At 68.8% G+C, this 22437-nt stretch carries 22 protein-coding genes and 1 pseudogene; 7 read left to right on the top strand and 16 right to left on the bottom strand.

Annotated features, from left to right (window positions below):
- Positions 1-36 precede the first annotated feature (36 nt).
- The 3 genes from DL519_RS39670 to DL519_RS39660 all read left to right on the top strand — a co-directional run bounded on the left by DL519_RS39670 (position 37) and on the right by DL519_RS39660 (position 1846).
- On the top strand, positions 37-549 hold the full coding sequence (locus tag DL519_RS39670) for a hypothetical protein (RefSeq protein WP_190822549.1): 513 nt from the start codon (positions 37-39) through the stop codon (positions 547-549).
- Positions 549-818, top strand: coding sequence for a hypothetical protein (locus DL519_RS39665; RefSeq protein WP_190822547.1), 270 nt, complete (start codon positions 549-551; stop codon positions 816-818). The genes DL519_RS39670 and DL519_RS39665 overlap by 1 nt, the downstream gene beginning before the upstream one ends.
- 836 nt (positions 819-1654) lie before the next feature.
- The gene (locus DL519_RS39660) at positions 1655-1846 is read left to right on the top strand and encodes a hypothetical protein (protein WP_190822545.1); all 192 of its coding nucleotides are present in this window, start codon (positions 1655-1657) and stop codon (positions 1844-1846) included.
- A 419-nt stretch (positions 1847-2265) separates the two neighbouring features.
- Here the strand turns inward: DL519_RS39660 and DL519_RS39655 are convergent, their stop codons facing one another.
- The 5 genes from DL519_RS39655 to DL519_RS39635 form a co-directional block, all read right to left on the bottom strand.
- Positions 2266-3093, bottom strand: coding sequence for an aminoglycoside phosphotransferase (locus DL519_RS39655; RefSeq protein WP_223840055.1), 828 nt, complete (start codon positions 3091-3093; stop codon positions 2266-2268).
- 105 nt (positions 3094-3198) lie between these two features.
- Positions 3199-3342 (bottom strand): hypothetical protein, encoded by a 144-nt coding sequence (locus DL519_RS39650; protein ID WP_190824654.1) that lies wholly within the window; start codon positions 3340-3342, stop codon positions 3199-3201.
- 6 nt (positions 3343-3348) lie between these two features.
- Positions 3349-4452 (bottom strand): radical SAM protein, encoded by a 1104-nt coding sequence (locus DL519_RS39645; RefSeq protein ID WP_190822543.1) that lies wholly within the window; start codon positions 4450-4452, stop codon positions 3349-3351.
- Between the two features lie 18 nt (positions 4453-4470).
- Entirely contained in the window at positions 4471-4635 is a 165-nt protein-coding gene (locus tag DL519_RS39640; RefSeq protein WP_190822542.1) for a hypothetical protein, read from the bottom strand.
- Positions 4636-4876: 241 nt separating this feature from the next.
- Positions 4877-5215, bottom strand: coding sequence for a hypothetical protein (locus tag DL519_RS39635; protein WP_190822540.1), 339 nt, complete (start codon positions 5213-5215; stop codon positions 4877-4879).
- 608 nt (positions 5216-5823) lie between these two features.
- On the opposite strand from DL519_RS39635, the gene DL519_RS39630 reads away from it, so the two are divergent.
- On the top strand, positions 5824-6567 hold the full coding sequence (locus tag DL519_RS39630; RefSeq protein ID WP_190822538.1) for a GntR family transcriptional regulator: 744 nt from the start codon (positions 5824-5826) through the stop codon (positions 6565-6567).
- 79 nt (positions 6568-6646) lie between these two features.
- Positions 6647-6997: pseudogene (locus DL519_RS39625) on the top strand (hypothetical protein); the annotation flags it as partial.
- Positions 6998-7005: 8 nt separating this feature from the next.
- Here the strand turns inward: DL519_RS39625 and DL519_RS39620 are convergent.
- The 10 genes from DL519_RS39620 to DL519_RS39575 form a co-directional block, all read right to left on the bottom strand.
- Entirely contained in the window at positions 7006-8961 is a 1956-nt protein-coding gene (locus tag DL519_RS39620) for a putative bifunctional diguanylate cyclase/phosphodiesterase (protein ID WP_223840054.1), read from the bottom strand.
- A gap of 386 nt (positions 8962-9347) precedes the next feature.
- Positions 9348-10250 carry an oxidoreductase gene (locus DL519_RS39615; RefSeq protein ID WP_190822536.1) on the bottom strand — a complete coding sequence of 301 codons (903 nt, stop codon included), beginning with the start codon at positions 10248-10250 and terminating at the stop codon, positions 9348-9350.
- 46 nt (positions 10251-10296) lie between these two features.
- Complete coding sequence (locus DL519_RS39610) at positions 10297-11004, bottom strand: M50 family metallopeptidase (protein WP_190822534.1); 708 nt, start codon at positions 11002-11004, stop codon at positions 10297-10299.
- Between the two features lie 55 nt (positions 11005-11059).
- Positions 11060-12361, bottom strand: coding sequence for a M20 family metallopeptidase (locus DL519_RS39605; RefSeq protein WP_190824499.1), 1302 nt, complete (start codon positions 12359-12361; stop codon positions 11060-11062).
- Positions 12362-12454: 93 nt separating this feature from the next.
- Positions 12455-13222: an EI24 domain-containing protein gene (locus tag DL519_RS39600; RefSeq protein ID WP_190822532.1), complete on the bottom strand. Its 768-nt coding sequence runs from the start codon at positions 13220-13222 to the stop codon at positions 12455-12457.
- Positions 13223-13375: 153 nt separating this feature from the next.
- Positions 13376-14623 carry a pyruvate dehydrogenase complex dihydrolipoamide acetyltransferase gene (locus DL519_RS39595; protein WP_190822529.1) on the bottom strand — a complete coding sequence of 416 codons (1248 nt, stop codon included), beginning with the start codon at positions 14621-14623 and terminating at the stop codon, positions 13376-13378.
- 25 nt (positions 14624-14648) lie between these two features.
- Complete coding sequence (locus DL519_RS39590; protein WP_168584708.1) at positions 14649-15647, bottom strand: alpha-ketoacid dehydrogenase subunit beta; 999 nt, start codon at positions 15645-15647, stop codon at positions 14649-14651.
- Between the two features lie 111 nt (positions 15648-15758).
- Entirely contained in the window at positions 15759-16859 is a 1101-nt protein-coding gene (gene pdhA, locus DL519_RS39585; protein WP_190822527.1) for a pyruvate dehydrogenase (acetyl-transferring) E1 component subunit alpha, read from the bottom strand.
- A 241-nt stretch (positions 16860-17100) separates the two neighbouring features.
- Positions 17101-18561: a dihydrolipoyl dehydrogenase gene (gene lpdA / locus DL519_RS39580; RefSeq protein ID WP_190822525.1), complete on the bottom strand. Its 1461-nt coding sequence runs from the start codon at positions 18559-18561 to the stop codon at positions 17101-17103.
- A gap of 356 nt (positions 18562-18917) precedes the next feature.
- Positions 18918-20243 carry a PucR family transcriptional regulator gene (locus tag DL519_RS39575; RefSeq protein ID WP_223840052.1) on the bottom strand — a complete coding sequence of 442 codons (1326 nt, stop codon included), beginning with the start codon at positions 20241-20243 and terminating at the stop codon, positions 18918-18920.
- A gap of 107 nt (positions 20244-20350) precedes the next feature.
- On the opposite strand from DL519_RS39575, the gene DL519_RS39570 reads away from it, so the two are divergent.
- A complete protein-coding gene (locus DL519_RS39570) occupies positions 20351-21070 on the top strand; it encodes a GntR family transcriptional regulator (RefSeq protein ID WP_223840051.1) in 720 nt (239 codons plus the stop codon).
- A gap of 97 nt (positions 21071-21167) precedes the next feature.
- Positions 21168-21320, top strand: coding sequence for a hypothetical protein (locus tag DL519_RS39565; protein WP_190822521.1), 153 nt, complete (start codon positions 21168-21170; stop codon positions 21318-21320).
- Here DL519_RS39565 and ligD read toward each other — a convergent pair.
- A complete protein-coding gene (gene ligD, locus DL519_RS39560) occupies positions 21317-22312 on the bottom strand; it encodes a non-homologous end-joining DNA ligase (protein ID WP_190822519.1) in 996 nt (331 codons plus the stop codon). The two genes, DL519_RS39565 and ligD, sit on opposite strands and share 4 nt — an antisense overlap.
- Positions 22313-22437 lie beyond the last annotated feature (125 nt).

Here is a 22437-nt window from a genome sequence, read left to right as displayed (position 1 = left end):
GAGCGGGCTACGCGCCGCGGCCACCGCGAAACCAGCGTGACCGGGCAGATCGACCCCGGCCGCGTGGACCTCGACCAGTTCCGCCGCGATGTCGCGGCCGCTCCCCAGGAGGACGACTTGACCCCCGAACAGGACGCGATCCTGCGTCGCATCGACGCCGAGCTCATGGGCCCGTGGAAGGACGGCAAGCCATCCGGCTGGGGCACGCTCATCGGCCCGCGGACCGTGGTCGCGATGCTGGTGGACCTGCACGACGCGCTGCTCGCCGCGCAGCCCAGCCGCTACCCCGGCAGCAAGGTTCGAGTGTCCGCAGTCGATGCGATCCGCGACAACAACGGCCTGATCTTCCAGCTGCCCGCGCTGATCTCCGTCGCGGGCAAGACCGACCCGGCCGCAGTCGTCTCCGCGCTGCGCCCGGTGCTCGCCGAAGTCGTCGGCCCGGTCGTGGCCGAGTCCGTACGCGCCGCGCTCGGCGCAGACAACCAGGACCAGGCCGACGCGATCGTCACCGAGCTGGCGCAGCGCCTCGCCGAAAAGGACGCTGCCTGATGCCCGACCAGCTCACCGCGTGGCTACGCACGATCGTTCCCGCCGCCTGGTCCGCACTGATCGCCTGGCTCATCACCGCCGGCACCCCCGACTGGCTCACCGATCCGCTCGGCGACGCCGGGCCGACACTGGTCGTGCCGATCGTGCTCGCCGCGGTCTACGCCCTACTGCGTTGGGCCGAGCCGCGGTTGCCCGCCTGGCTGGCCCGGCTCCTGCTGGGCTCGGCCACGCCGCCGACCTACATGGACTCGCGCTCGACCGTCGAGTAGCCTCGCCAATGCCCGGCCGCCACACCACCCCCTGGTCGCGGCCGGGAACCAAACATGATCGCCTCCGCATCCTTCCGGTTCGCCGGTCGGGTGCGGGGGCGATTTCTTTTCGGCGCGTTCCTAGCGCTTTCTTTACGGCCTCTTTCTTGCGTGACTGGTGAGCAGAGAGGAGTGTCGACGCCGGTGCTTGCTGAACTGCGATAACAGAGCACATGCGCCTGGTGAGACGTCGGGGGTCTCGCCAGGTTTCCGGGGGCGGGACGGGCCGCCGTCGGGGGTCGTCCGCCCCACAACGGAAGTGCCTCGCGCAACCCCGGTCAAGGTTGCGCGAGGCGCTTTCATTGTTTCCCGGTTCGGCTTGACGCTGGCCCAGCAGATGCCCCGGGCAGAGGACTCCCCTTCACCCCACCCGGGGCATCGCTGCCAAGGCGTCTCGCCTGATCAAAACCATAGGACGTGCCAGCCTTTTCTGCAGCAGCACAGACCCCCGCACACCTGCTGGTCACATGTGCGGGGGTCTGTCCGGCATCCAGGGTGCTTGGGGCTCCCCTAACCGGACACCGGGGGATGGATGGGGATCCACCGCTGATCAGCACAACACCCACACGCGACGACCGCAACACGGGGCCGCGGGACGTCCGTTTGGGACGTTGTGCCCTGTCACCCGCGCGACGAGATGTTCGAGGATCGTCCGTGCCGGAAAACCGGCGTGTGCTTGCCCGGGGCGGAAGGGCTCAACCGCGGAGTTCCGGGCCCGTCAGGCCAATGCCATCGACGGATACCCGCCCCGGCAAGCCCCCTTAGTAGGCAGTACCCCGAACACCCGGAAGGCCCCAATGCACCGAACCATCCACATAGGGGCAGGCGAACGCCTAAGCATCACCAGGAACGACAACGGCACATGGACGCTGGCCTACACCGAGCCCGGCCGTGAAGGCATCAACGTGGAGCTGGCCGACGACAAAGCCCGCGCCACGATCACATGGCTACTCGCCGGAGCCATGCGCCCCGAGATCACATTGGAGTGACTGTCGGATGCCGTTGTGGTCAGGGACGCGCCGTTCGGCTCCAACACCCCGCCGAGCTACCCGACCGACGACACCAGCAACGGGCGACACACCGCCTGACACAAATGCGCCCCGCACCCTTCATGGCAGGACCCGCCTTTCCCTGCCCTCGGATGCCGGCCTTGCGCGCCCACCCGTAGGCCGTGTTCCGGTTCACTCCCACCACACGGGCAGCGGCCAGAATGCTGCCCGACTCCCGGTCGAGCGCCTCGAAGAACCGAACCCTCAACTCCTCAGAAACCACGATCCTCGCAACTCCCTGAAATCCAGGGTGTTGCGAGGATCGCTAGAACCCGCCCCGGGTGCGGGGCGCGTTCGTCGTTTCCAGGTCTACGCCGGCCGGACGAGAGCTTCGCGGGGAGATGGACGGGGGGCGCCGGTTACCGGCTCGCGGTCACGGTTCCTCGTCGGCTCTCGGACCACTCACGGGTGATCGCCGCCATGCACTGTTTCCACGGGTGCGGGTCATCGCGGGCGATCTGCTCCCACACGCGGGCGTTAGCGCGAGCGAACAGATCTACCGCCTTCTCCGGCGCGGCCGTCCACGCGGGCGTATCGCTCACCCATGATTCGGCACTGGCGGCTGTGTGCCCTTCCGACATGAGCCGGTACACCAACACAGCCGGATCGATGAACGCAGCGCCGCGTGTAGGCCACGCCCAATCGATCAAGTGCGCCGTCCCCTGATCATCGATGATCACGTTCAACGGGTTGTAGTCCGTATGCAGCAGCGTCGAGCCCGCGAACCACTCAAGATCCGCTGGGTCGTCGACGTAGGCGCGCCACCGTTGCGCCGGACTCTTGAGCTCCGGCAGGTCCGGGCACTCGACGGCACCGAGGCGCCGCATGACGTCGACGACCGCCGGGAGGTCCGGCGAGCCCGGCCGATAGTCGGCGTGGCGGCCGTCGATGTACTCGACGCCGATCAAGTCCCACCCGTCGACCTCCACGCGCCACAGGAGACGCGGCGACACGGCCGCCACGTACGGCGCGATGATCGCTTCCCGTGCCTGGGTCACGACGCCGGGATGATCACGATGCAGCCCCTTGACGAATACCCGGCCGTCGCGGGTCTCGACCAGCAGCGCGATAGCCGAGTTCTTACCGGCCGAGAGCGTCTGTGCGGCGAGCACGGGGCCGGTCCGGGACATGATGACGTCGCGGACGTGCGGGGGCAGCTCTTGCCAGTCCAGGCGCGCTAGCGTCATGGTCGTACCTCGTGCATCGGGGGACGTACGTCGGGAGAGCCTAGCGAGACGCCGAACGAGCCTGCACGACGCTGTGCAGGCTCGTTCGGGTGGTGCGGTTGTGGATCAGTACGGGTTGTCGTCGCTGGCGGCGCACGAGCATCGGTTCGACTCGGACAGGACGTCCAGGTCGCCGACGAACTCGATCTCGTCCACCTCGATCACCTCGCCTGCCTTCGGCGGTTCGAGCGTCACGGAAACAGCGGTCACGTTGGTTCACCTCCTCCCGTGCTGGCAGTAGCTAGCCAGGGGCGCTTTTGCCTCCTGGTAGCGCTTCGCGAGTGGCCTACAGACCCCGCAGGAGCCTTGCAGGGCGCACCCCGAACACCCGCCGGTACGAACCATGAGCTTGTCCGCGATCGGCGGAAGCTTCGACAGTCCTTCGACGCCTTCGGCCACGAGATCGACCTGTTCGTCTCGGCCGACCTTGCAGATGGACGCGAGCCCGAACGGGTCGGCGTGAAAGTGGGTCACCCCGGCGTTGCAGCCGGTGAACGGCTTACGGACGCGAAGGTGCTCCGTTGACTGCGACGTCAGGCTCTCAGGTCCACCGTGGATCGTCGGCGAGATGTTGCTGTAGACGTGGTGATCGCCGCCGAACTCGTCCGCAAGCGCCCGCATCGCGTCGAGCTCATGCGCGTTCTCATCGATCACAACCACGTTGAACCGCAGGGACAAACCCGTTTCGTGCGCGGCGGCGAGCCCGCGCCGGAACTGTCGGAACGTGCCGCGCCGCCGGGTTACCTTGTCGTAGGTCTCTTCCGTGGCACCGTAGATGCTGACGACGATTCGGTACGGCCGGTACCGGGTGATCAGGTTCAGAATTCGCGGATCGTGCAGCCTGGAACCGTTCGAGCTGATCGTCAGCATCATTCCGAGCGCGTAGGCGAGCCCGTAGACCTCTCGGAACAGCGGATCGATCAGCGGTTCGCCTCCGGTGAGCTGAAGCCACACGACCCCGGCGTCCCGGATGACGTGGAGGAGTCGTTCCCGGCCGTGCCAGTCCAGACCTTCGAACTTCTTCTCGCCGAGGTAGCAGAACGCGCAATTGTAGTTACACCCGAGGTTCAATTCGTAGGAAGCGCGGGCGTATCCGTACAGCGATGGCGGCCGGACGAGTACCGCGTCCGCCTGGCGGTGGGCAAGATCTAGCCCCCACGCCCGCTGGACGGCGTCGACCAGCCACGAGGGACAGGGCTGGTCGACGGTCGCCGTCCGAAGCTCGTGGTACCGGCGAAACGGGATCTTCATCCCCTCCTGCCTGCCCGGCCGCATCAGTAGATAATGATCAAGAAACGGCGCGGCAATGAGTTCGTGCACGGGTATCCTCCTGACGGCTCACTGGCTCGGCGTGACGTGGATAGTGCGACTCGGTTCGGGCATCGTCGGCTCACTCCGCGCGTTGTTGATCCCGACCAGGTAGCCGAAGACCCACATCGCGACGAGCGCCCCTAGTAGCCTCATCGGCGAGAACGCCGACTTGTGGGTGATTTCGGATGGCACCCGATCACCTCCCCTCGCTCTCGTTTCCATTTGGGACCCGCCCCGGCGCGCGGAGCTCGGTTGCGGCGCACTGCCGCGCGTCGATTCCCACTCCACGCCGGGGTGGATGGTCGGGCGACGTCGGGGGCTTCCGCTACCCGACCATCCGAGTGCCCAGCCACCGCCGAGAGTCGATGACGACTGGGCACGTGGTTGCGGTGGGGGCGCCGGTCGGGGGAAGGCAGCGGCGCCCCCAGCGGGTCTACAAGGCGCGCAGCGCGACCAGGAGTCGCCGCAGCATTCCGGGGTGCCGCGCCATCGCTTCCCGGTCATCGACCGGCAAACCAGACTCGACCAGTGGCAGGTGCCGGGTTTCCTCGATGGCGAGCGCAGCGGCCAGATCGCCGCGCATTACGACCGGCTCGCGGAGCCGATGCCGGCCATGTCCGCACGTCTCGGCCTCCACCCGCGCGACCAGATAGGCAACCGTCAGCGCACCCTCGCCACTACCGGCGTGCCGTGCCGGGGCGTAATAGAACGTCGCCCACAGCGCGATGCTCGCCACGGCGGCGAGACCGATCACGAATCCCCAAATGGTCATCGAGTTGCCTCGTTCCTGATGGCTGCCAGCAAGACCTAGTCCGCGACGAAATTTCGGGTGAAGATTGGACCGTCCCCGCGCCCGAATGGACGCGAGACGCGGGGACGGCTGCCCGGTCCGGTGGGCGCGGCCCGTGATCCGCTCCGTGGAGATCTCGGTACCACCGGCCGGGCGGTCTTAGAAGTCCCAAGTGCGGGACACGAGGCCCTGATGCAGGACAACCTTTGCGCAGCGTGGGCACTCATCTATGACGTGTGCGCTCCGCGGTGTCGCCCGTACGGCGTTGGCCACGGGATCTTCAGGTCGCATCCGCCCAGCGCCGTGATCGTGCTGCCGTGCTGGAGAGCGCCTGGTCGTTGTGTCGTGGAGTGCCGAAAGTCTTCCGCTGGCGGGCAGATCCAGTAAGCAACTTCGGGATCTTCGGGTGGGGGCGTAGGTGTGTTGCGAACCAAGGCAGGGCCAGCCATAGGAAGCTCCATTCATATCAGTCGTCCTACTCGTCTGAGACGAGTGATACGATAAGCATGTCGATCGAGTTTCGGCAAGGGGCCAACAAGTGATTTCATGGAGAGCCAGGCAAGACGACCCAGACGTGTGAGAGGTCCCGAATGAATGCGGCAGCCCGCTACAAGGAGATCGCCGAGGTCCTTCGAGGCGAGATCGCTTCGGGTGTCTGGGCGGTCGGAGACAAGCTGCCCGCGGAGCCTGAGCTAATCCAGCGGTTCGATGCCTCGCGTACGACGGTTCGTCAGGCGCTCGCGGAGCTTCGGGATGCCGGGCTGGTGCGAATGCGGCACGGGGTCGGGGTGTTTGTGGCTTCCCCTCGGGTGGTGAAGAGGCTCGACTCGCGGGAGCGGTTGTCCCGGGCGAGGTGGGAGCGCAACGAAGGGGCGTTCCTGGCAGAGGCGCAGGATCAGGGCTTTACGCCGTCGTCGAACGTGAAGATCTGGTTTGAGCCAGCACAGGACTTCGCTGAACTTTTCGAGATCGACGAGACTGCGGAATTGTGTGTCCGAGACCGGGTCATGACCGCGGACGGCCAACCTGTGATGCTCTCCGTCTCCCGGTATCCGCGCGAGATCACCCGCGGAACCGCGGTTGAAGAAGTCGATACCGGGACCGGTGGCGTGTTGGCCCGGCTGGACGAACTTGGATTCGAACGGTTCAGCCACGAAGAGATCGTCGGCGCGAAGATGCCGGATGCGAACGAGAAGCAGGCTCTCGGCCTCGGTCGCGGGCCAGTGCTGACGATCCAGCGGCTCACGTACAGCAACGGGCGTCTCGTCGAGGCCAATGACATGGTGATGCCTGCTGAGAGCTACGAGCTTCGGTACGCCTGGGACGCAGATTAATCGGTCGTTGCCCTATGTCACAGTCCTATTACCCTGCGCTACTCTCCCCCGAGGCAACCGCGCCCGCGATCGTGACGCGCGCCACCAAGCCGACACCGAGAACTGCGTGGCACACAACGGTTCGCTGATCCCCGTCGACGGCCGCGACATCATGGTGCAAGCCTGGTACCAGGGCGGCGTCTCGGTGTGGGACTTCACCGATTCCACGCAGCCACAGGAGATCGGCTTCTTCGACCGCACCGCGTTCGACCCGGCGAAGCTACAGGTGGCGGGCTCCTGGTCGGCGTACTACTACAACGGTTACATCTACTCCAGCGGCATCCAGGAAGGCCTGGACGTGCTGGACATCCGCGACAAGCGAACCGACTCGGCGAAGAAGATCCGCTTCGAGGAATTCAACCCGCAAACCCAACCGATCTACCAGAACTGACCCGGTAGCTACGCGCCGCGGAGGTAGTCGGGGACGTCGAAGGACAGCAGCGGGTCTCCGAACAGCGTTCCCGCGCCGACTTCGCAGTTCATGCCGCGCCAGATCCGGGCCTGCTCCTCGGTGTCGACGCCGCGGACCCAAAGGCGCGCTCCGCAGGCGTGGACCAGCGGGATCAGGCCGTGGATCGCCTGCACCTCCGGCAGGTCCGCGTTGTCCGCAGCGTGCACGAGGTCGACCAGTTCGCCCGCCAGGAGCACCGCGTCGATCGGCAGGTCCCGCAGCAGGCGCAGTTCGTCCGGGGAGCCGTGGAAGCTGTGCAGCGAGGTCTTGATGCCGCGGCTGTTGAGGTAGCGGACGTTGTCGCGGGCTTCCTCGTTGTCACCGCGGATGGCCGCCAGCGGCAGGCACAGCCGCAGCCAGGTCGCGTCGACCTCGCACGCGTCCAGCACCTGGTGGATCACCGCCGCCAGGTCCGGGTCCTTGCCCTGGTTCGGGCTCAGCGCCAGCTTCAGCTGCACCTGGTGCCCGTCCGCGTGCCATTCGCACAGCTGCTGCCACGCGGTTTCCAGCATCCAGTCCCGCAGCGACAGGGTGACCCCGGAGCGTTCGGCCAGGCGCAGGCACTCGTCGTGCTCGAGGGTGCCGTATTCGCTGGTCTCCCAACGGAGTTCGGCTTCCAGCACGACCAGCTCGCCGGTGTCCATGTGCACCAGCGGCCGGTAGACGACGTCGAACTCGCCCATTTCCAGGCCGCCCGGCATCACCGCGGCCAGCTTCGACTCGATCCGCTCCTCCGGCGCCTTGTCCGGGTCGAACAGCGCCCACTGCCGCTTGCCGGCGGCCTCCGCGCGGCGCAGCGCGACGTCGGCGGCCCACAGCATGTTCGACGCGTCGGCGTCGGCCACCGCCCGCTGCACCACGCCGATCCCGGCCGACGCCGCGATGCCGTGGTCGTCGACGTGGACCGGTTCGGCGAGCAGCTCGTTTATCTGCTGGGTCAAGGTGGGCACCGGTGGGGTCTCCTCCTGCTCCCAGAGCAGGATCGCGAACTCGGTGCCGCCGAAGCGTGCGACGATCGCTTCCTCGTCCTCGAAGAGCTGCTCCAGCCGCCGGGCCACCGCCTTGATCACCTGGTCGCCGACCTCGTAACCGAGGCCGTCGTTGATCAGCTCGAAGCCGTCCAAGCCCAGGTGATAGAGCGCCAGCTGGGCGTGGCCGGGCAGGTTCGCCAGCATCGCCTCCAGCCGGGTGCGGAAGAACTGCCGGTTCGGCAGCCCGGTCAGCGCGTCGTGCAGGGCCTGGTACTGGAGACGGTCCTGCAGCAGGTGCAGCTCGGTGATGTCCTCGACCATGGTCACGAAGTGCCGCGGTGCCCCGTCCGAGCCCTGCAGCGCCGACACCGCTAGGTAGGCCCACGCGTCCTCACCGTTGGCGCGCAGCAGCCGCTTGCGGTCGCCGAGCCATTTCGAACTGCCGCCATCGGCCAGCTCGCGGTAGGCGGCCGCCAGGTACTCCGCGTCGTCAGAGTGGAACAGGTCGTAGATCGTCATCGACGCCAGGTCCTGCGCCTGGTAGCCCATGGTGACTTCGAACGCCGGGTTGACCTGGGTGAACTTCCCCTCGAGGTCGCAGATCGCGACCCCGATCGGGGTCGTGGTGAACACCTCGCCGAATCTCGCCTCGCTGGCCGCGAGCTCGCGGTCGGCCTTCAGCTTCGAGCGCAGCAGCGCCTCGGCGCGCCCCACTTCGTCCACTGTCGACGGATCGTCGAGCGCCCCGATGGCGCGGTCGACGAGTTCCAGCAGTGTCTGCTCGACGACCTCGCGGGCGAGCGGGATGTAGGACGCGGTGCTGAGTCGCGCCGCCCAGCGGCGTGCGACCGCCACCCTCCAGTCGGCGTCGTACCGCTGCTGGACCGGCACATCCGGCATCCCCTGCGGGGCGTCCGGAGTTCCCTCGCTCATCTCACCCGTCCGTCAACGTTCGCCGGCAGATCGCCCTGGTGCACACCTTCCTAGCATCGTCAGGATCCAGCGCCACGCCCCCGTGACGTGTCATCGCTTGCGTCCCACTCCCGCGTAGATCTGTGCACCGCACCGGGCTCGTCGGCGGCCTGTTCGGGCCGGTCCGGCCGCCACGAAGAACTGCCGAACTCCCTGCTGCGCCATGCCCATGTCGCCTGTTCGGTCAAGGTTCACCTCACTCTTGGCGCCGTTGAGTGTCGAAAAGACTACTGGGTGACACCAGGCGGGTCGTAAAACATTACCCCGCCGCGCCCATCCGTATCGATCGAGACGGCTGTCGTCACACTTCGGGCATTCCGGCCGCGAGAGAGGCGCGGTGAACCGCGTCAGTGGGCTTCTTCGAGGGTTTCTCCCTCGGCGACCAGGGCGTTCAGTTCGGCGATGTCCTCGGCGGTGAGCGCCACCCCGGCGGCCGCGGTGTTCTCCTCGAGGTGCTCCGGCGACGACGTGCCCGGGATCAGCAGGATGTTCGGCGAGCGCTGCAGCAGCCAGGCCAGCGACACCTGCGCCTGGGTCGCGCCGCGCCGCTCGGCCACCGCGCGCAGCACGCCGTCCTCGCGGGCGCGGCTGTCCGCGAACCCGGAGCCCAACGGGAAGAACGGGACGAAAGCCGCACCGTCGTCCGCGGTCGCGCGGAGCAGTTCAGCCGACGTGCGGTTCACCACGTTGTAGAGGTTCTGCACGGCCGCGATCTCGGCGTGCCGCCGCGCCTCGGCGTACTGCTCGACGGACACATTGGACAGACCGATGTTGCGCACCAGGCCCTGCTCCCGGAGTTCCGCCAGCGCACCGAGCTGGTCGGCCAGCGAGATGCCCGTGTCGGCGACGTGCCGCAAGTAGACCAGGTCCAGCGCGTCGAGCCGCAGGCGCCGCAGGTTGTCGTGCACCTGCGCGCGCAGCGCGTCGGGGTGGTTCAGCGGCAGCCACGCCGCCTGGTGGTCGCGGTAGGCGCCGATCTTGGTGGCCAGCACGAGGTCGTCGCCGTAGGGCCGCATCGCCTCCGCGATCAGCTCGTTGACCACCCACGGCCCGTAGAAGTCGCTGGTGTCGATGTGGTCGATGCCCAGTTCCACGGCGCGCCGCAGCACCCGGATCGCCCGCTCGCGGTCGGCGGGCGGACCGTAAACGCCGGGGCCGGCCAACTGCATCGCGCCGAAACCGAGCCGGTTCACCGTCAGGTCCGCGCCCAGCTGAAACTCGCCACCAAGGGCGGTCGAAGCATTCGTCACGCCGCGATGCTGCTAGAAAACCGCCCCGACAGCAACAAGCCCTTCCTCACATCTGAGGCATCAGCAGGAGCCAGCGCGCGCCGAAGACGAGGGCGGCCAGGCCGATGAGGAACCAGCAGGCCAGCCACAGCGCGGCGGGCAGCCCGGTGAGCCTCGCGAGCTGGTCGGCATCGGAGTCCGGCGCGCGGCCGCCGACGCGCTTGCGGCGCAGCTCGGCGATCGGACGCAGGCCGCCGAACAGCAGGAACCAGCTGAACAGCGCGCAGCACAGCGCCTGCCACGCCGGGGTCGCGAACCAGGACACGGCGAAGATCAAGCCACCGGTGACCCCGATCGACAGCACGCCGTAGGCGTTGCGGATCGCCAGCAGCATCGCGGCGAGTAGCGCGACGCACACCCAGAGCATCACGTGGGCCAGGTCCGCGGAGACCAGCCACGCGCCGCCGAGCCCGAGCAGCGACACCGCCGGATAGCCGGCGACCAGGGTGAACACCATTCCCGGCCCGGTCGGCTTGCCGGTCGAGACGGTCAGCCCCGAAGTGTCGGAGTGCAGGCGGATGCCGTTCAGCTTGCGCCCACCGAGCAGCGCGACAACCGCGTGGCCGCCCTCGTGGGCGATCGTCACGACGTTGCGCAGCAGCAGCCAGGTGTTCCGGCCGAGCACCAGCACCAGCGAGATCACGCCGGCGATCAGCGCGGCTACGTTGCCGGAATCCAGCAGCTGCGCGGTCCACTCCCGCACTAAATCGTCCACAATAGACACCCGAAGCTTTGGGGACAGGCCGCCGCCAGCCTAACCGGGGGCGCCGTCAGTCGAAGTAGGTGGCGACGTCGAGGGCGCCGCCCTCGGCCTGGAATTCGGCCCGGACCGCTTGGCGGAGGTCCGCGTCGACCAGGTAGTCCACTGTGGTCAGTGCCAGGCCGATGGCGCCGTCTAGGACCGCTCGGTCGCCCGCCGGAGAGCCGGCCGCGGCGGCGAATTCCTCGGTGTGCAGCGAGAGGTTCGGGTCGCCGAGGCCGATCATCGGGTGGATGGCCGGGAGCCGGTAGCTGAGGTTGCCGAGGTCCGTCGAGCCGGTGAGGTACTCCGGCACGACTCCGCGCGGCAAGGACGTCCGGCCCCGGCGGGCCTGGTGCTCGGCCCAGCGGGCCGCGAGCACGTCGTTGTGCCGAATGGGCAGGTAGGCGGGGTTGTTGTCCCAGCGCAGCTCCACACCGCAGCCCGTCATGGACGCCGCGCCGTGCGCGATCGCTTCGATCCGGGCGGCGAGGTCCTGCAACGAGCCCGGCTCGGCGGAACGCACGTAGAACAGCGCCGCTGCGTGGTCGGGCACGACGTTGGGCCGCTTGCCGCCGTCGGTGATGATCCCGTGCACGCGGTCCGTGGATGGCATGTGCTGCCGCATCGCCGCAACGCCCTGGTAGGTCGCCACGACCGCGTCGAGCGCGTTGCGGCCCATGAACGGCTGTGCGGCGGCATGCGCGGCCACGCCGTGGAAGATCACCTCGACCTGGCGCCGCCCCAGGAACGGGTGGGCGGCGATGTCGTGCGAGAACGGGTGCAGCATCACGACCGCGTCGACGTCGTCGAAAAGCCCAGCCCTGGCAAGGTGCTCCTTGCCTCCGCCGCCCTCCTCTGCAGGGGTGCCGAACAGGCTCACCCGGCCGCCGGTGGCCGACACCGCGGTGGCCGCGGCGAGGAACCCACCGACCGCCGCCGAGCAGATGATGTTGTGCCCGCAGCCGTGCCCGATGCCCGGCAGCGCGTCGTACTCCGCCAGCATCGCGACGTGCGGGCCGTCGCCGCCGCTCTCGGCGCGCAACGCGGTGTCCAGCCCGCCGACGCCCACCTCGACGTCGTGCCCGTGGCGCCGCAGCAGCTCGGCGGCCTGAGCTGCGGAGCGGTGCTCGGCGAACGCCTCCTCCGGGTGCGCGTGCAGATCCCGGCTCAGCGCAACGAGGTCGTCGGCATGACCGTCCACCCACCGCTCCACGCCGGCGCGCAGCGCCTCGCCGGCGCCGGCGAAATCGGAGCGGACCGGCTCGGCCGCGGCCACCGCCCGCTCGGTGGCCGCGGAGACGGCACGCAGATAGGAGCCATCGGGCTGCACTGGCTGTGTCGGCTGCACTGGCTGTGTCGGCTGCACTGGCGGTGTCGGCTCTGTCACAACCTCGACTCTAGGCCGAACGAGTTACCGCGCGGATCATCGCTGCGTAACGGCGTCATGCCGGGGAACCGGCCCCAGCACCCGGTGCGCGAGCAGCGTGCCGCCGACGACGGCCGCCGGGATCACGACGAGCTGCGCGACCGGGATCAGGCACAACAGGTAGGTCGGCAGCCCGAAGCCGAACACCACAGCCCGGTGCCGCCGCAGCGCCCTGCGCCGGTCGCCGAAGCTCAGGCCGCGCCGCTGGAACACCAGCCCGACCATCTCCAGGGTGACCAGCCACGACCCGAACACCGCGCCCAGCACCAGAGCCGCGATCTGCCCGGCCACCGGGATGAATCCGATGGCGAACAGCACGATCGCGCCGATCAGCGCGACGCCCACCAGCTTCAGCGAATCCCGCAGCCCGCGGCCGAGCTGGCGCGCGAAACCGGCGCCGTCGTCGGAGGCGTCCAGCCCGAGCTGCTGCTCCGCCTGCTCGGCGATGTGCTCGTAGAACGGGCCGCCGATGAGCAGCGTGACCGCGATGAACGACACCGACGCCAGCAGCCCGGCGGCGGCGACCAGCGCCACGCCCACCAGGATGCGCAGCGCCTGGCGGGCGGCATCGCCCCAGCCGTCGGCGAACGGCGTCATCCAGGCGACCAGGTCCGGGCTGAAGTAGATCAGTGCGCCGAGGCCGCCCAGCAGCAGCACGGCGCTGATCAGCGCCGGCAACGCGCCCAGGAATAGCAGCTTCGGGCTGCGCAGGATGATGCCGAAACCGGTGCCGAGCGTGCGGACTCCGGCGAAGAAGGAACTCATCAGGATTGGGTCTCCCGTGCGCGGTGGCGATCAACGCCCACCGTATCGGCCGCAGCCCCACCGCCGGGCGGGAACCGCACACGATCGGGGCATGAAGAAGGCCCCTCCCGCGAGAGTCGAGGTCGTCGCGGAAGGGGCCCAAGTCGCCGGTCGTCAGGCGATGATGCGGATCGGGTCCTCCAGGAGCCCGGTCAGCAGCTGCAGGAACGCCGCGCCGACCGCGCCGTCCACCGCCCGGTGGTCCGCCGACAGCGTCGCCCGCAGGATCTTGCGCGCCACGAACTCGCCGTCGCGCACCTGCACCTCGTCGCGGGCCGCGCCGACCGCCAGGATCGCCGCCTCCGGCGGGTTGATCACCGCGCTGAACTGCTCGATGCCGAACATGCCCAGGTTGGAGATCGAGAAAGTGCCGCCGGACATCTCGGCCAGCTTCAGCTTGCCCTCGCGGGCCCGCCCGGCCAGCTCCCGGCTCTCCGCGGCGATCTCCGAGACGCTCTTGCGGTCGGCGTCCTTGATCACCGGCACGACCAGGCCGTTGTCGATGGCCACCGCGACGCCGAGGTTGATGCGCTTGTGCTGCAGCATCTTGTCGCCGGCGAACGAGACGTTCACCGCCGGGTTGGCGCGCAGGGCCGTGGCCACCGCCTTGACGATCAGGTCGTTGACACTGACCTTCGGGCCGCCCGCGGCCTGCAGGCGCTCGTTGAGGGTCGCCCGGAAGGCCATCAGGTCGGTGACGTCGATGGCGCTGGTCAGGTAGAAGTGCGGGGCCTGCTGCTTGCTCTCCGTGAGGCGCTTCGCGGTCACCTTCCGGATGTTGCTGAGCGGGATCTCCTCGACGTCCTCGCTGGACACCGCCACCGGGGCCGCGGCAAGAGCGGCGGCAGCCGGAGTGGCAGCGGCCGGTGCGGCCGCGGCGGCGGCCTCGATGTCGGCGCGGATGATCCGCCCGCCGGGCCCGGTGCCCTGCACCGCCGACAGGTCGACGCCCTTCTCCTTGGCGACCGCCTTGGCCAGCGGCGACGCCTTCGGCTTCGTATCCGGCTCGGCGGCCGCGGCCGCAGGCTCAGCCGCAGCGGGCTCGGCCGGGGCCGGAGCCTCGGCGGCAGCCGGGGCCGCAGCGGCGGCGGGCGCAGGGGCCGGGGCGGCTTCCGCCGCGGCACCGGAGCCGTCGCCGAGGATCGCGATCGGGGTGCCGATCGGCACCGTCGCGCCCGCCTCGACGAGGATCTTCTCCAGCACCCCGTCGTCGTAGGCCTCGAGCTCCATGATGGCCTTGTCGGTCTCGATCTCGGCCAGCACTTCGCCGCGGCTGACCTGGTCGCCGACGTTCTTGCGCCAGGTCGAGATCACGCCCTCCTCCATCGTGTCGGAGAGCCTCGGCATCTGAATCTCAGTCATGGTCTTCCTCGGGTGGGCACAGGCCTCAGCGGCGGCGGCGGCCGACGGCGTCCAGCGTTTGGTGGACCGCCGTCGTAAGGGACTCTGCCGACGGCAGCGCGGCGCGCTCCAGCGGCTTGGCGTAGGGCAGCGGGACCTCCGCCGCCGCGACCCGGCGCACCGGGGCGTCCAGGTAGTCGAACGCACCGTCCGAAATGGACGCGGCGATCTCCGCGCCGATGCCGTAGGTCAGCCAGTCGTCCTCGGCGATCACGGCGCAGCCGGTCTTGCGCACCGACTCCACGACCGTCTCGCGGTCCAGCGGCCGCAGGCTGCGCAGGTCGACGACCTCGGCGTTGATGCCCTCGTCCGCCTGCAGCTTCTCCGCGACCTGCTGGGCGACCATCGCCATCCGCGAGTAACCGATGATGGTGATGTCGGTGCCCTGCTTGGTCACCTTCGCCTTCCCGATCTCGGCGGGCTCGACGACGTCCGGGACCTCGCCCTTGGTGTTGTACAGCGCGAGGTTCTCCAGGAACAGCACCGGGTCGTTGTCCCGGATGGACGCGAGCAGCAGCGCCTTGGCGTCGGCCGGCGTGCTCGGTGCGACGACCTTCAGGCCCGGCACGAACGCGTAGTACAGCTCGATGTTCTGCGAGTGGGTGGCGCCCAGCTGCTGACCGCCGCCGCCCGGGGTGCGCAGCACCATCGGCACGCTGGTCTGGCCGCCGAACATGCCGTAGATCTTGGCCGCGTGGTTGACGATCTGGTCCAGGGCGATCAACGAGAAGTTGATCGTCATCAGTTCCACGACCGGCCGCAGGCCCAGCATGGCCGCGCCGACCGCGGCACCGACGAAGCCCTCTTCGGCGATCGGGGTGTCGCGCACCCGCTTCTCGCCGAATTCCTTCAGCAGCCCGGCGGTGATCTTGTAGGAGCCTTCGAAGACCCCGATTTCCTCGCCGATGAGGAAGACGTCCTCATCGCGCAGCATTTCGTCGCGAAGCGTGTCGTGCAACGCTTGGCGATACGTGATGACGGCCAAGGGTGTTTCTCCTGCACAAAAGCATTGGTGATCCCGTGGATCTCTCGAATTGGCGTCGGAGAGATCCACGGGTCTCAGTGGCGGGGTGTCGCTAGATCGCGGGCGGGTGCCTCAGAAGACCGGGTCGGCCGGCAGGCGCCGCGAGTCGTTGGCCACCGGGGTGGCGTAGGTGTAGTGGAACAGCGTCGAGGGGTCCGGGTGCGGGCTGTCGTCGGCGAACGCGACCGCCGCGTCGGCCTCGGCCTGGGCCTTGCGCTCGATCTCCACGGCGACGTCCTCGTCCAGGACGCCCGCCTCGATCAGCTCGGCCCGGAAGTTCGCCACCGGGTCGGCCTGCTTGGCCTGCTCGACCGACTCCTCGCTGCGGTACTTCCCCGGGTCGACCACCGAGTGGCCCTTCAGCCGCTCGCTGACCGCCTCCAGCAGCGCCGGGCGACCGGTCTCACGGGCCTGCTCGACCAGCCGGGCCGCCGCGTCGCGGACGGCCAGCACGTCGTTGCCGTCCACCCGCTCGCCGTGCATCCGGTAGGCCGCGGCGCGCTTGTACAGCTCCGGCTCGGCGGAGGACTTGTCGACCGTGGTGCCCATCCCGAGCTGGTTGTTGATCACCACGAACACCACCGGCAGGTTCCACAGCGCGGCGATGTTCAGCGCCTCGTGGAAGGCGCCGATGTTGGTGGTCCCGTCGCCCATCTGGCACATCACGACCTGGTCGCCGCCGCGGTAGTCGATGGCCAGCGCGGCACCGGTGGCCAGCGGGATCTGGCCGCCGACGATGCCGTAGCCGCCGAGCAGCCCGGCCTCCACGTCGAACATGTGCATCGAGCCGCCCCAGCCCTTGGAGGTGCCGGTGGTGCGGCCGTACAGCTCGGCCATCACGCGGCCGGGCTCGATGCCCTTGGCGATCGCGTAGCCGTGCTCGCGGTAGTTGGTGAACAGCAGGTCGCTCTTGCGCAGCGAACGCATCAGGCCGACGACGGTGGCTTCCTCACCGAGGTTGAGGTGACAGTAGCCGCCGATCTTGGCCTGGGTGTAGCCCTGCGCCGCGCGCTCCTCGAAGCGGCGGATCAGGGTCATCTCGTAGAAGTAGTCCTTCAGGAGCTCCGGCGACTCACCGGCGAACCGTCCGCCGCCGGAGCCGCGTACCGAGCCGCTGCGGCGCGACTTGGTGGCGCGCGTGGCCGGTTTGGTGCGGGTAGCAGTCTGTGCCATCACAGATCCCCTCTTCGATTTGCCGTTGCAGAAGCGGCGGCAGCCGCTTGCGGTGCGGGACTCAACTTGCACCGCCGCGGGTTCTCAGGCTGGTCCCACCCCGAAGGGGTTCTCTGCGAGGACCTGCCCCGACGTGGTGAATTGGCATTCATGATGTCGGGGATCCCGGAGCGAGACGGCGCCTGAGGTTCCGCTACTGGCACCGCTACGCGAACTTCTGAAACGCTCATTGGTCTTTCGCTCAACGCTTCTTCGGCGGCGCGACGTGGATCGGCAGGCCCAGCGCGGCCATCGCCGCCTCCATGCCGATCTCGCCCAGGGTCGGGTGCGCGTGGATGGTCTCGGCGAGTTCGTCGAGGGTGGCTTCCAGCGCCATGGCCAGGGCGCCCTCGGTGATCAGGTCGCTGGCGGAGTGCCCGATGATGTGCACGCCCAGGACCTCGCCGTACTTCTTGCCGGCGACGATCTTCAGGAAGCCCTCGGTGTCGCCGTAGCTCTGGGCACGACCGAGCGCGGCGAACGGGAACTTGGCGGCGACCACTTCGTGGCCGGCCTCGATCGCCTTGGCCTCGGTGAGCCCGACGCTGGCGATCTCCGGGTGGGTGAAGGTGGCGGCCGGGATTACGTTGTAGTCGATCGCGGCGTGGTGCCCGGCGATCGTCTCGGCCGCGACCACGCCCTGGTGCGACGCGACGTGCGCGAGCAGCGCCTTGCCGGTGACGTCGCCGATCGCGTAGACGTGCTCGACGTTGGTACGCAGCTTGTCGTCGACGGTGATGAAGCCGCGCTCGCTGGTGGCGACGCCGGCCTTGTCCAGGTCCAGGTTGGCGGTGTTGGGCTTGCGGCCCACGCCGACCAGGACGACGTCCGCGTCGATCTGCTGCGGCTTGGCGCCGTTTACGGTGACCTTCAGGCCGCCGGCGGCCTGGTCGACGCGGGACACGGTCGCCTCGGTGAGGACCTTGATGCCGCGCTTGGTGAACGAGCGGCCCAGCGCCTTGCCGACCTCGACGTCCTCGGCCGGTACCAGGGTCTTCTGCATCTCGATGATGCTGACCTCGCTGCCGAGGGTGGCGAACAGCGTCGCCCACTCGGCGCCGACCGCGCTGCCGCCGATGATCGCGATGCGCCCCGGCACCTCGGTGAGGCCGAAGGCGCCGTCGGAGGTGATCACGCCGGGCAGGTCCGCGCCGGGCAGCGGCAGCTGCACGGGAACCGAGCCAGTGGCGATGATGACGTCGCGGGCCTTGACCTGCTCGATCGGCTGCGCGCCGGCCGGTTCGGCGGCGTAGCGCGGGCCGTCGGCGCCCAGCGGCGACTCACCGGTGGCGTAGACGTCCACGGTGGTCGGGCCGGTGAACCGGGCGTGGCCGTTGATGACGGTGACGCCGTTGGTCTTCAGCAGGCCCGCGACACCGTCGGTGAGGCCCTTGACGACGCTGCTCTTGCGGCGCGTGATCGTGTCGTAGTCGATGGTGACGTTCTCGACGTTCACCCCGAAATCGGCCGCGTGCAGCACGGTTTCGTACACCTCGGCCGAGCGCAGCATCGCCTTGGTCGGGATGCAGCCCCAGTTCAAGCAGACCCCGCCGGGCCGCTCCTTTTCCACCACGCCGACCGCGAGGCCACGCTGCGCGGCCCGGATCGCGGCGACGTATCCACCGGGACCGCCGCCTACCACGAGAAGGTCGAACTCCTGCACTTCGCTGTGCTCCTTTGACTGCACGCGCCGGTTACGGAAAGCCTGGATCGAGCGGGCAATTCTTACTCTGAGTGTCGTGAGCACAACCACTTCTGCGCTATGCCCGCTCGCCCAGACTTCTTTCAACACGGGTGTGCAGACCGCACATTTCCGGGCGTGACGTACACAACATGTAACATGAACGTCACTCACAGTGTTCGAGACGGCCGTCACACGAGCGCAGTCACACCTGGGCACAAAATGGCAAGAGGGCGGTGCCGGTTCGACCCAGACACCGCCCCGCGAAGCGCGAAATGATCAAGTTGTCCGAATGACGCCCTTGCACAACCGACGCCGCGTCCAGCCCTAGTCCAGCCCTAGTCCCGCAGGCCGTCGCGGAGCCGCAGGGCGGACAGCGCCAGCGACAGGGACACGTAGGCCGTTCGGCCGTAGAGGGGTCGGCCGATCAGGGACGTGATGCGGTGCAAGCGGTTGAGGACCGTGTTGCGGTGGCAGTGGAGGCGGACCGCCGCGTTGGCCGTCGAGCAGTTCTCCTCCAGCCAGGCCGTCAGGGTTTCCAGGAGCATGTCGCGCTCCTTGACCGGCAGCTCCAGGATCGGGCCGAGCTGGGACTCCAGTAGCCGCTGCGCCAGGTCCGGCGACTGCACCAGCAGCGCCTCCGGGAACCGCTCCTCCAAGGTCACCAGCTCCGCCGCCCCGTACGACGAGGTGCCGAGCGTGGTGAGGGCGAGCTGGTGGGCGAGGCCTACCTCCGCGAGGCCGCGCACCGACGGCGACACCGCGACCCGGCCCCGCGCCAGCGGCCGCAGCGCGTCCAGCGCGAGGTCCTTCTTCCCCTGCTCCAGCGCCACCAGCCCCACCAACGAATCGGCGCGCACCTGCCACACCGAGCGGAAGCGCAAGGCGCTCAGTGCGTCCTGGTGCCCGCGCAGCGCGAAACCGCCGTCGTTGGACATCTCGGCGACGATCACCAGGTACAGGCCACCGGTGGGCAGGTCGAGCTCCTTCGCGGTGCGTTGCGCGAAGGCGGTGTCGCGCGCGCGGCCCGCGAGCAGGTCCTCCACCAGGGCGTGGCGCCGCTGGTCGTCCCGGCGCAGCCGGTCCAGCTCGGTGTTGCGGTACGACGTCGACAGCGTCGAGGACAACCCGTCGATCACGGTCCACACCGAGGTAGCCACGCTCAACATCGAGTCCGGGTCGGCGCCGTCCTGGTACGCCTGGTCGACCAGCGCCTCCCAGGCGATCCGGCCGCCCAGCCGGAACGTCCGCAGCATCACCTCCAGCGGCACGCCCTGCTCGGCGCGGCGGCGGCCGATGGCGGCGGCCACGTCGTCGCCGTCGGGCCCGGGCACCTCGCCGCTGAGTATCTGCAGGATGCGTTCGAGGTACTGCCGACAGCCCTCCCAGAGGTCCTCCTTGGGAACAGGGCTGTAGTCGGTCCACTCTGGGTTGTCGGTGAAGATCGCGGCCATCAGCCGCTCGGTGAGGGCGGGCACGTCCGCAAGGCGAGCTCTGGCCAGCGCATTCGTGACTTCGGCGGCGGAGTCGGCAGGATCAGCTACCACGCCCTGGACAATACCGGCCTGCCCAGCCCCCCGAGCCCGGAAACAGCCCTCTCCGGAACGGTCGAAGACGCTGCCGCGTCCAAGCACCCGACCGCCCGCCGCAACCGGGCAGTCCATGATCAGAATCAACTACTCCCGGCAGGTGGTATCAAGTTGCACGTGACAGGCGACACACCCGGTACATCGGCGTCGCGCGGGGCGGCCGAGCGGTGATCGACGCGGCGATGCGGGCACGCTCCCCCCGGCTTCCCGACGAGCTGGCCGGTCGGCTGCGGGAACGGATCATGACCGGCCGGCTGCGGCAGGGCGAGCACCTGCACCTGGAGCGCCTCGCCGAACAACTCGGCGTCAGCGTCACACCGGTGCGGGAGGCGCTGCTGGCACTGCGCGGCGAGGGATTCGTCGACCTCGAACCGCGCCGCGGGTTTACCGTGGCGTCGCTGAGCCGGCAGGACTTCGAGGACGCCCACCGGCTGCAGGCCACCATCGCGGGCGAGCTCGCGGCCCGCGCGGCGGACCAGATCGACGCCGAGCGGCTCGCCGAACTCGGTGCGCTGCAAGAGGAAATCCAGACCGCGTGCCAGTTCACGCTGCTCGACATGGGCGAGCTGGTGACCCGCTTCCACGCCGTGGTCTGGATGGCCGCGAATTCGCCGAAACTGGCCTGGTTCCTCGGAATCGCGATGCACTACACGCCGCGCAGTACCACCGTCGACGTGCCGGGCTGGCGGGAGATGGCCGCGACCGGCCACCAGTCGCTGCTGGCCGCGTTGCGACTCCGGGACCAGGCAGGATCACGCGCCGCGATGCACCAGCACGTCACCCGTACCGGACAGTTACTGATCCATCACCTGCAGCAACGGGGGATGTGGGCCGAGTCGCCCGAAAACCCACCCCCACCAGGGAGTTCCGCATCACACCGGGAAGATGGGCCGGGTCGCTAACGTTGTTCCCCCTCGTGGCGACACCCAGGGTGGGACGCCTGAGTGACGTTCGCCGCATTCGCCTTGTTTCTACGCGAGAAATTCGGGGGCACTTGCCATGCAGAGCAACAGCCGCACCTTCGTGTCGGTTGTCGGAACGGTATTGATGGTCGTGACGACCATTCTGCTCGCGACGTGGAACCCCCCGCAATCGCAAACCTCGGTGCAGCCGGCGGCGAACCAAACCCTCATCAGCAGCGTCAACCGCTAGGCCTCGCGGACCACGTCCTGCGGACGTTTGTCGTTGCGCAGCCCCGAAAAGCGGGGATGCCGCAGCTTGCCGTCGCCGGTCCACTCGGTGAAGCCGACCTGCGCTACCAGCTCCGGCGCCACCCAGTGCACGTCGCGCTCGGCCACCGGGTCGGCGAACGGTGAGCCGTCGCGGGCCAGCTCGTCCAGCTTGCCGCGCAGCTCGCGCAGCGTCCGCTCGTCGTAGCCGGTGCCGACCTTACCCGCGTAGCGCAGCCGCGAATCCGCGTAGTAGCCGACCAGCAACGCTCCGAAACCGGACCGGGAGCCCTTGGGGTCGGTGTAGCCGCCGATGACGAATTCCTGGTCGGCGACGCACTTGAACTTCAGCCAGTCGCGGCTGCGCCCGCCGCGGTAGGGCCGGTCGGCGCGCTTGGCGATCAGGCCCTCCCAGCCGCGGCGGCACGCTTCGCGATAGAACTCCTCGCCGTTGCCGGCCCGGTGCGCGCTGAACCGCAGCGGATCGGTGAAGTCGAAGCACTCGCGCAACAGGCGTTTCCGGGTGCGCAGCGACAGGTCCGTCAGGTCCACGCCGCCGAAGGCAATCAGGTCGAACACGTAGTAGTAGACCGCCACGCCGGTGCGGCGGGCCGCGCGCGGATCGGTGAGGTTGATGCGCTTCTGCAGCCGGCCGAAGCTCGTCTGGCCGCCCTCGAAGGCGACCATCTCGCCGTCCAGCACGAACCGCTCGGCGCCCTGCTCGGCGAGCGCGTCGATGATCTCCGGGTACGCGGCATCGACCCGCCTGTGGTTGCGCGACCACAGCACCGGCCGGTCCCCGTCGCAGCCGGCGATCACCCGCGCCCCGTCGAGCTTGCGCTCGAAGATCCAGTCCGGGTGGGAGAACCGGTGGTGGGTCAGCGTCGCCAGCGCCGGCTCGTGCCAGGTTCCGCCGGGCCAGGACCTCAGTTCACCGCGTTCGGCGTCGTCGAGCAGGCGCAGGGCATCATTCATCGATTGATGAATACCCGTTCTTCTCGATCGGGCAAACCAGCCGAGCTGAGAACGAGCTGTGAACGGACTGTGAGTTTCACCCCCGCCAGAATCCCCATTCAGGTTAATGCGGGAAACTGGGCTTG

The sequence above is a fragment of the Saccharopolyspora pogona genome, assembly GCF_014697215.1.
GTDB classification, from domain to species: Bacteria; Actinomycetota; Actinomycetes; order Mycobacteriales; family Pseudonocardiaceae; genus Saccharopolyspora; species Saccharopolyspora hattusasensis.
The sequence above is the reverse complement of the archived record's forward strand: the minus strand, read 5'-3'. Positions and strand labels throughout refer to the sequence as shown.

What these genes read in the sequence shown, in the direction of transcription:
- DL519_RS39630 (WP_190822538.1), top strand. Translation starts at nt 5,824, where the DNA reads ATGAATGCGGCAGCCCGCTACAAGGAGATCGCCGAGGTCCTTCGAGGC.
- DL519_RS39570 (WP_223840051.1), top strand. Translation starts at nt 20,351, where the DNA reads ATGCGGGCACGCTCCCCCCGGCTTCCCGACGAGCTGGCCGGTCGGCTG.
- DL519_RS39660 (WP_190822545.1), top strand. Translation starts at nt 1,655, where the DNA reads ATGCACCGAACCATCCACATAGGGGCAGGCGAACGCCTAAGCATCACC.
- ligD (WP_190822519.1), bottom strand. Translation starts at nt 22,312, where the DNA reads ATGAATGATGCCCTGCGCCTGCTCGACGACGCCGAACGCGGTGAACTG.
- DL519_RS39635 (WP_190822540.1), bottom strand. Translation starts at nt 5,215, where the DNA reads ATGACCATTTGGGGATTCGTGATCGGTCTCGCCGCCGTGGCGAGCATC.
- DL519_RS39655 (WP_223840055.1), bottom strand. Translation starts at nt 3,093, where the DNA reads ATGACGCTAGCGCGCCTGGACTGGCAAGAGCTGCCCCCGCACGTCCGC.
- DL519_RS39620 (WP_223840054.1), bottom strand. Translation starts at nt 8,961, where the DNA reads ATGAGCGAGGGAACTCCGGACGCCCCGCAGGGGATGCCGGATGTGCCG.
- DL519_RS39665 (WP_190822547.1), top strand. Translation starts at nt 549, where the DNA reads ATGCCCGACCAGCTCACCGCGTGGCTACGCACGATCGTTCCCGCCGCC.
- DL519_RS39565 (WP_190822521.1), top strand. Translation starts at nt 21,168, where the DNA reads ATGCAGAGCAACAGCCGCACCTTCGTGTCGGTTGTCGGAACGGTATTG.
- pdhA (WP_190822527.1), bottom strand. Translation starts at nt 16,859, where the DNA reads ATGGCACAGACTGCTACCCGCACCAAACCGGCCACGCGCGCCACCAAG.
- DL519_RS39595 (WP_190822529.1), bottom strand. Translation starts at nt 14,623, where the DNA reads ATGACTGAGATTCAGATGCCGAGGCTCTCCGACACGATGGAGGAGGGC.
- DL519_RS39575 (WP_223840052.1), bottom strand. Translation starts at nt 20,243, where the DNA reads ATGGACTGCCCGGTTGCGGCGGGCGGTCGGGTGCTTGGACGCGGCAGC.
- DL519_RS39600 (WP_190822532.1), bottom strand. Translation starts at nt 13,222, where the DNA reads ATGAGTTCCTTCTTCGCCGGAGTCCGCACGCTCGGCACCGGTTTCGGC.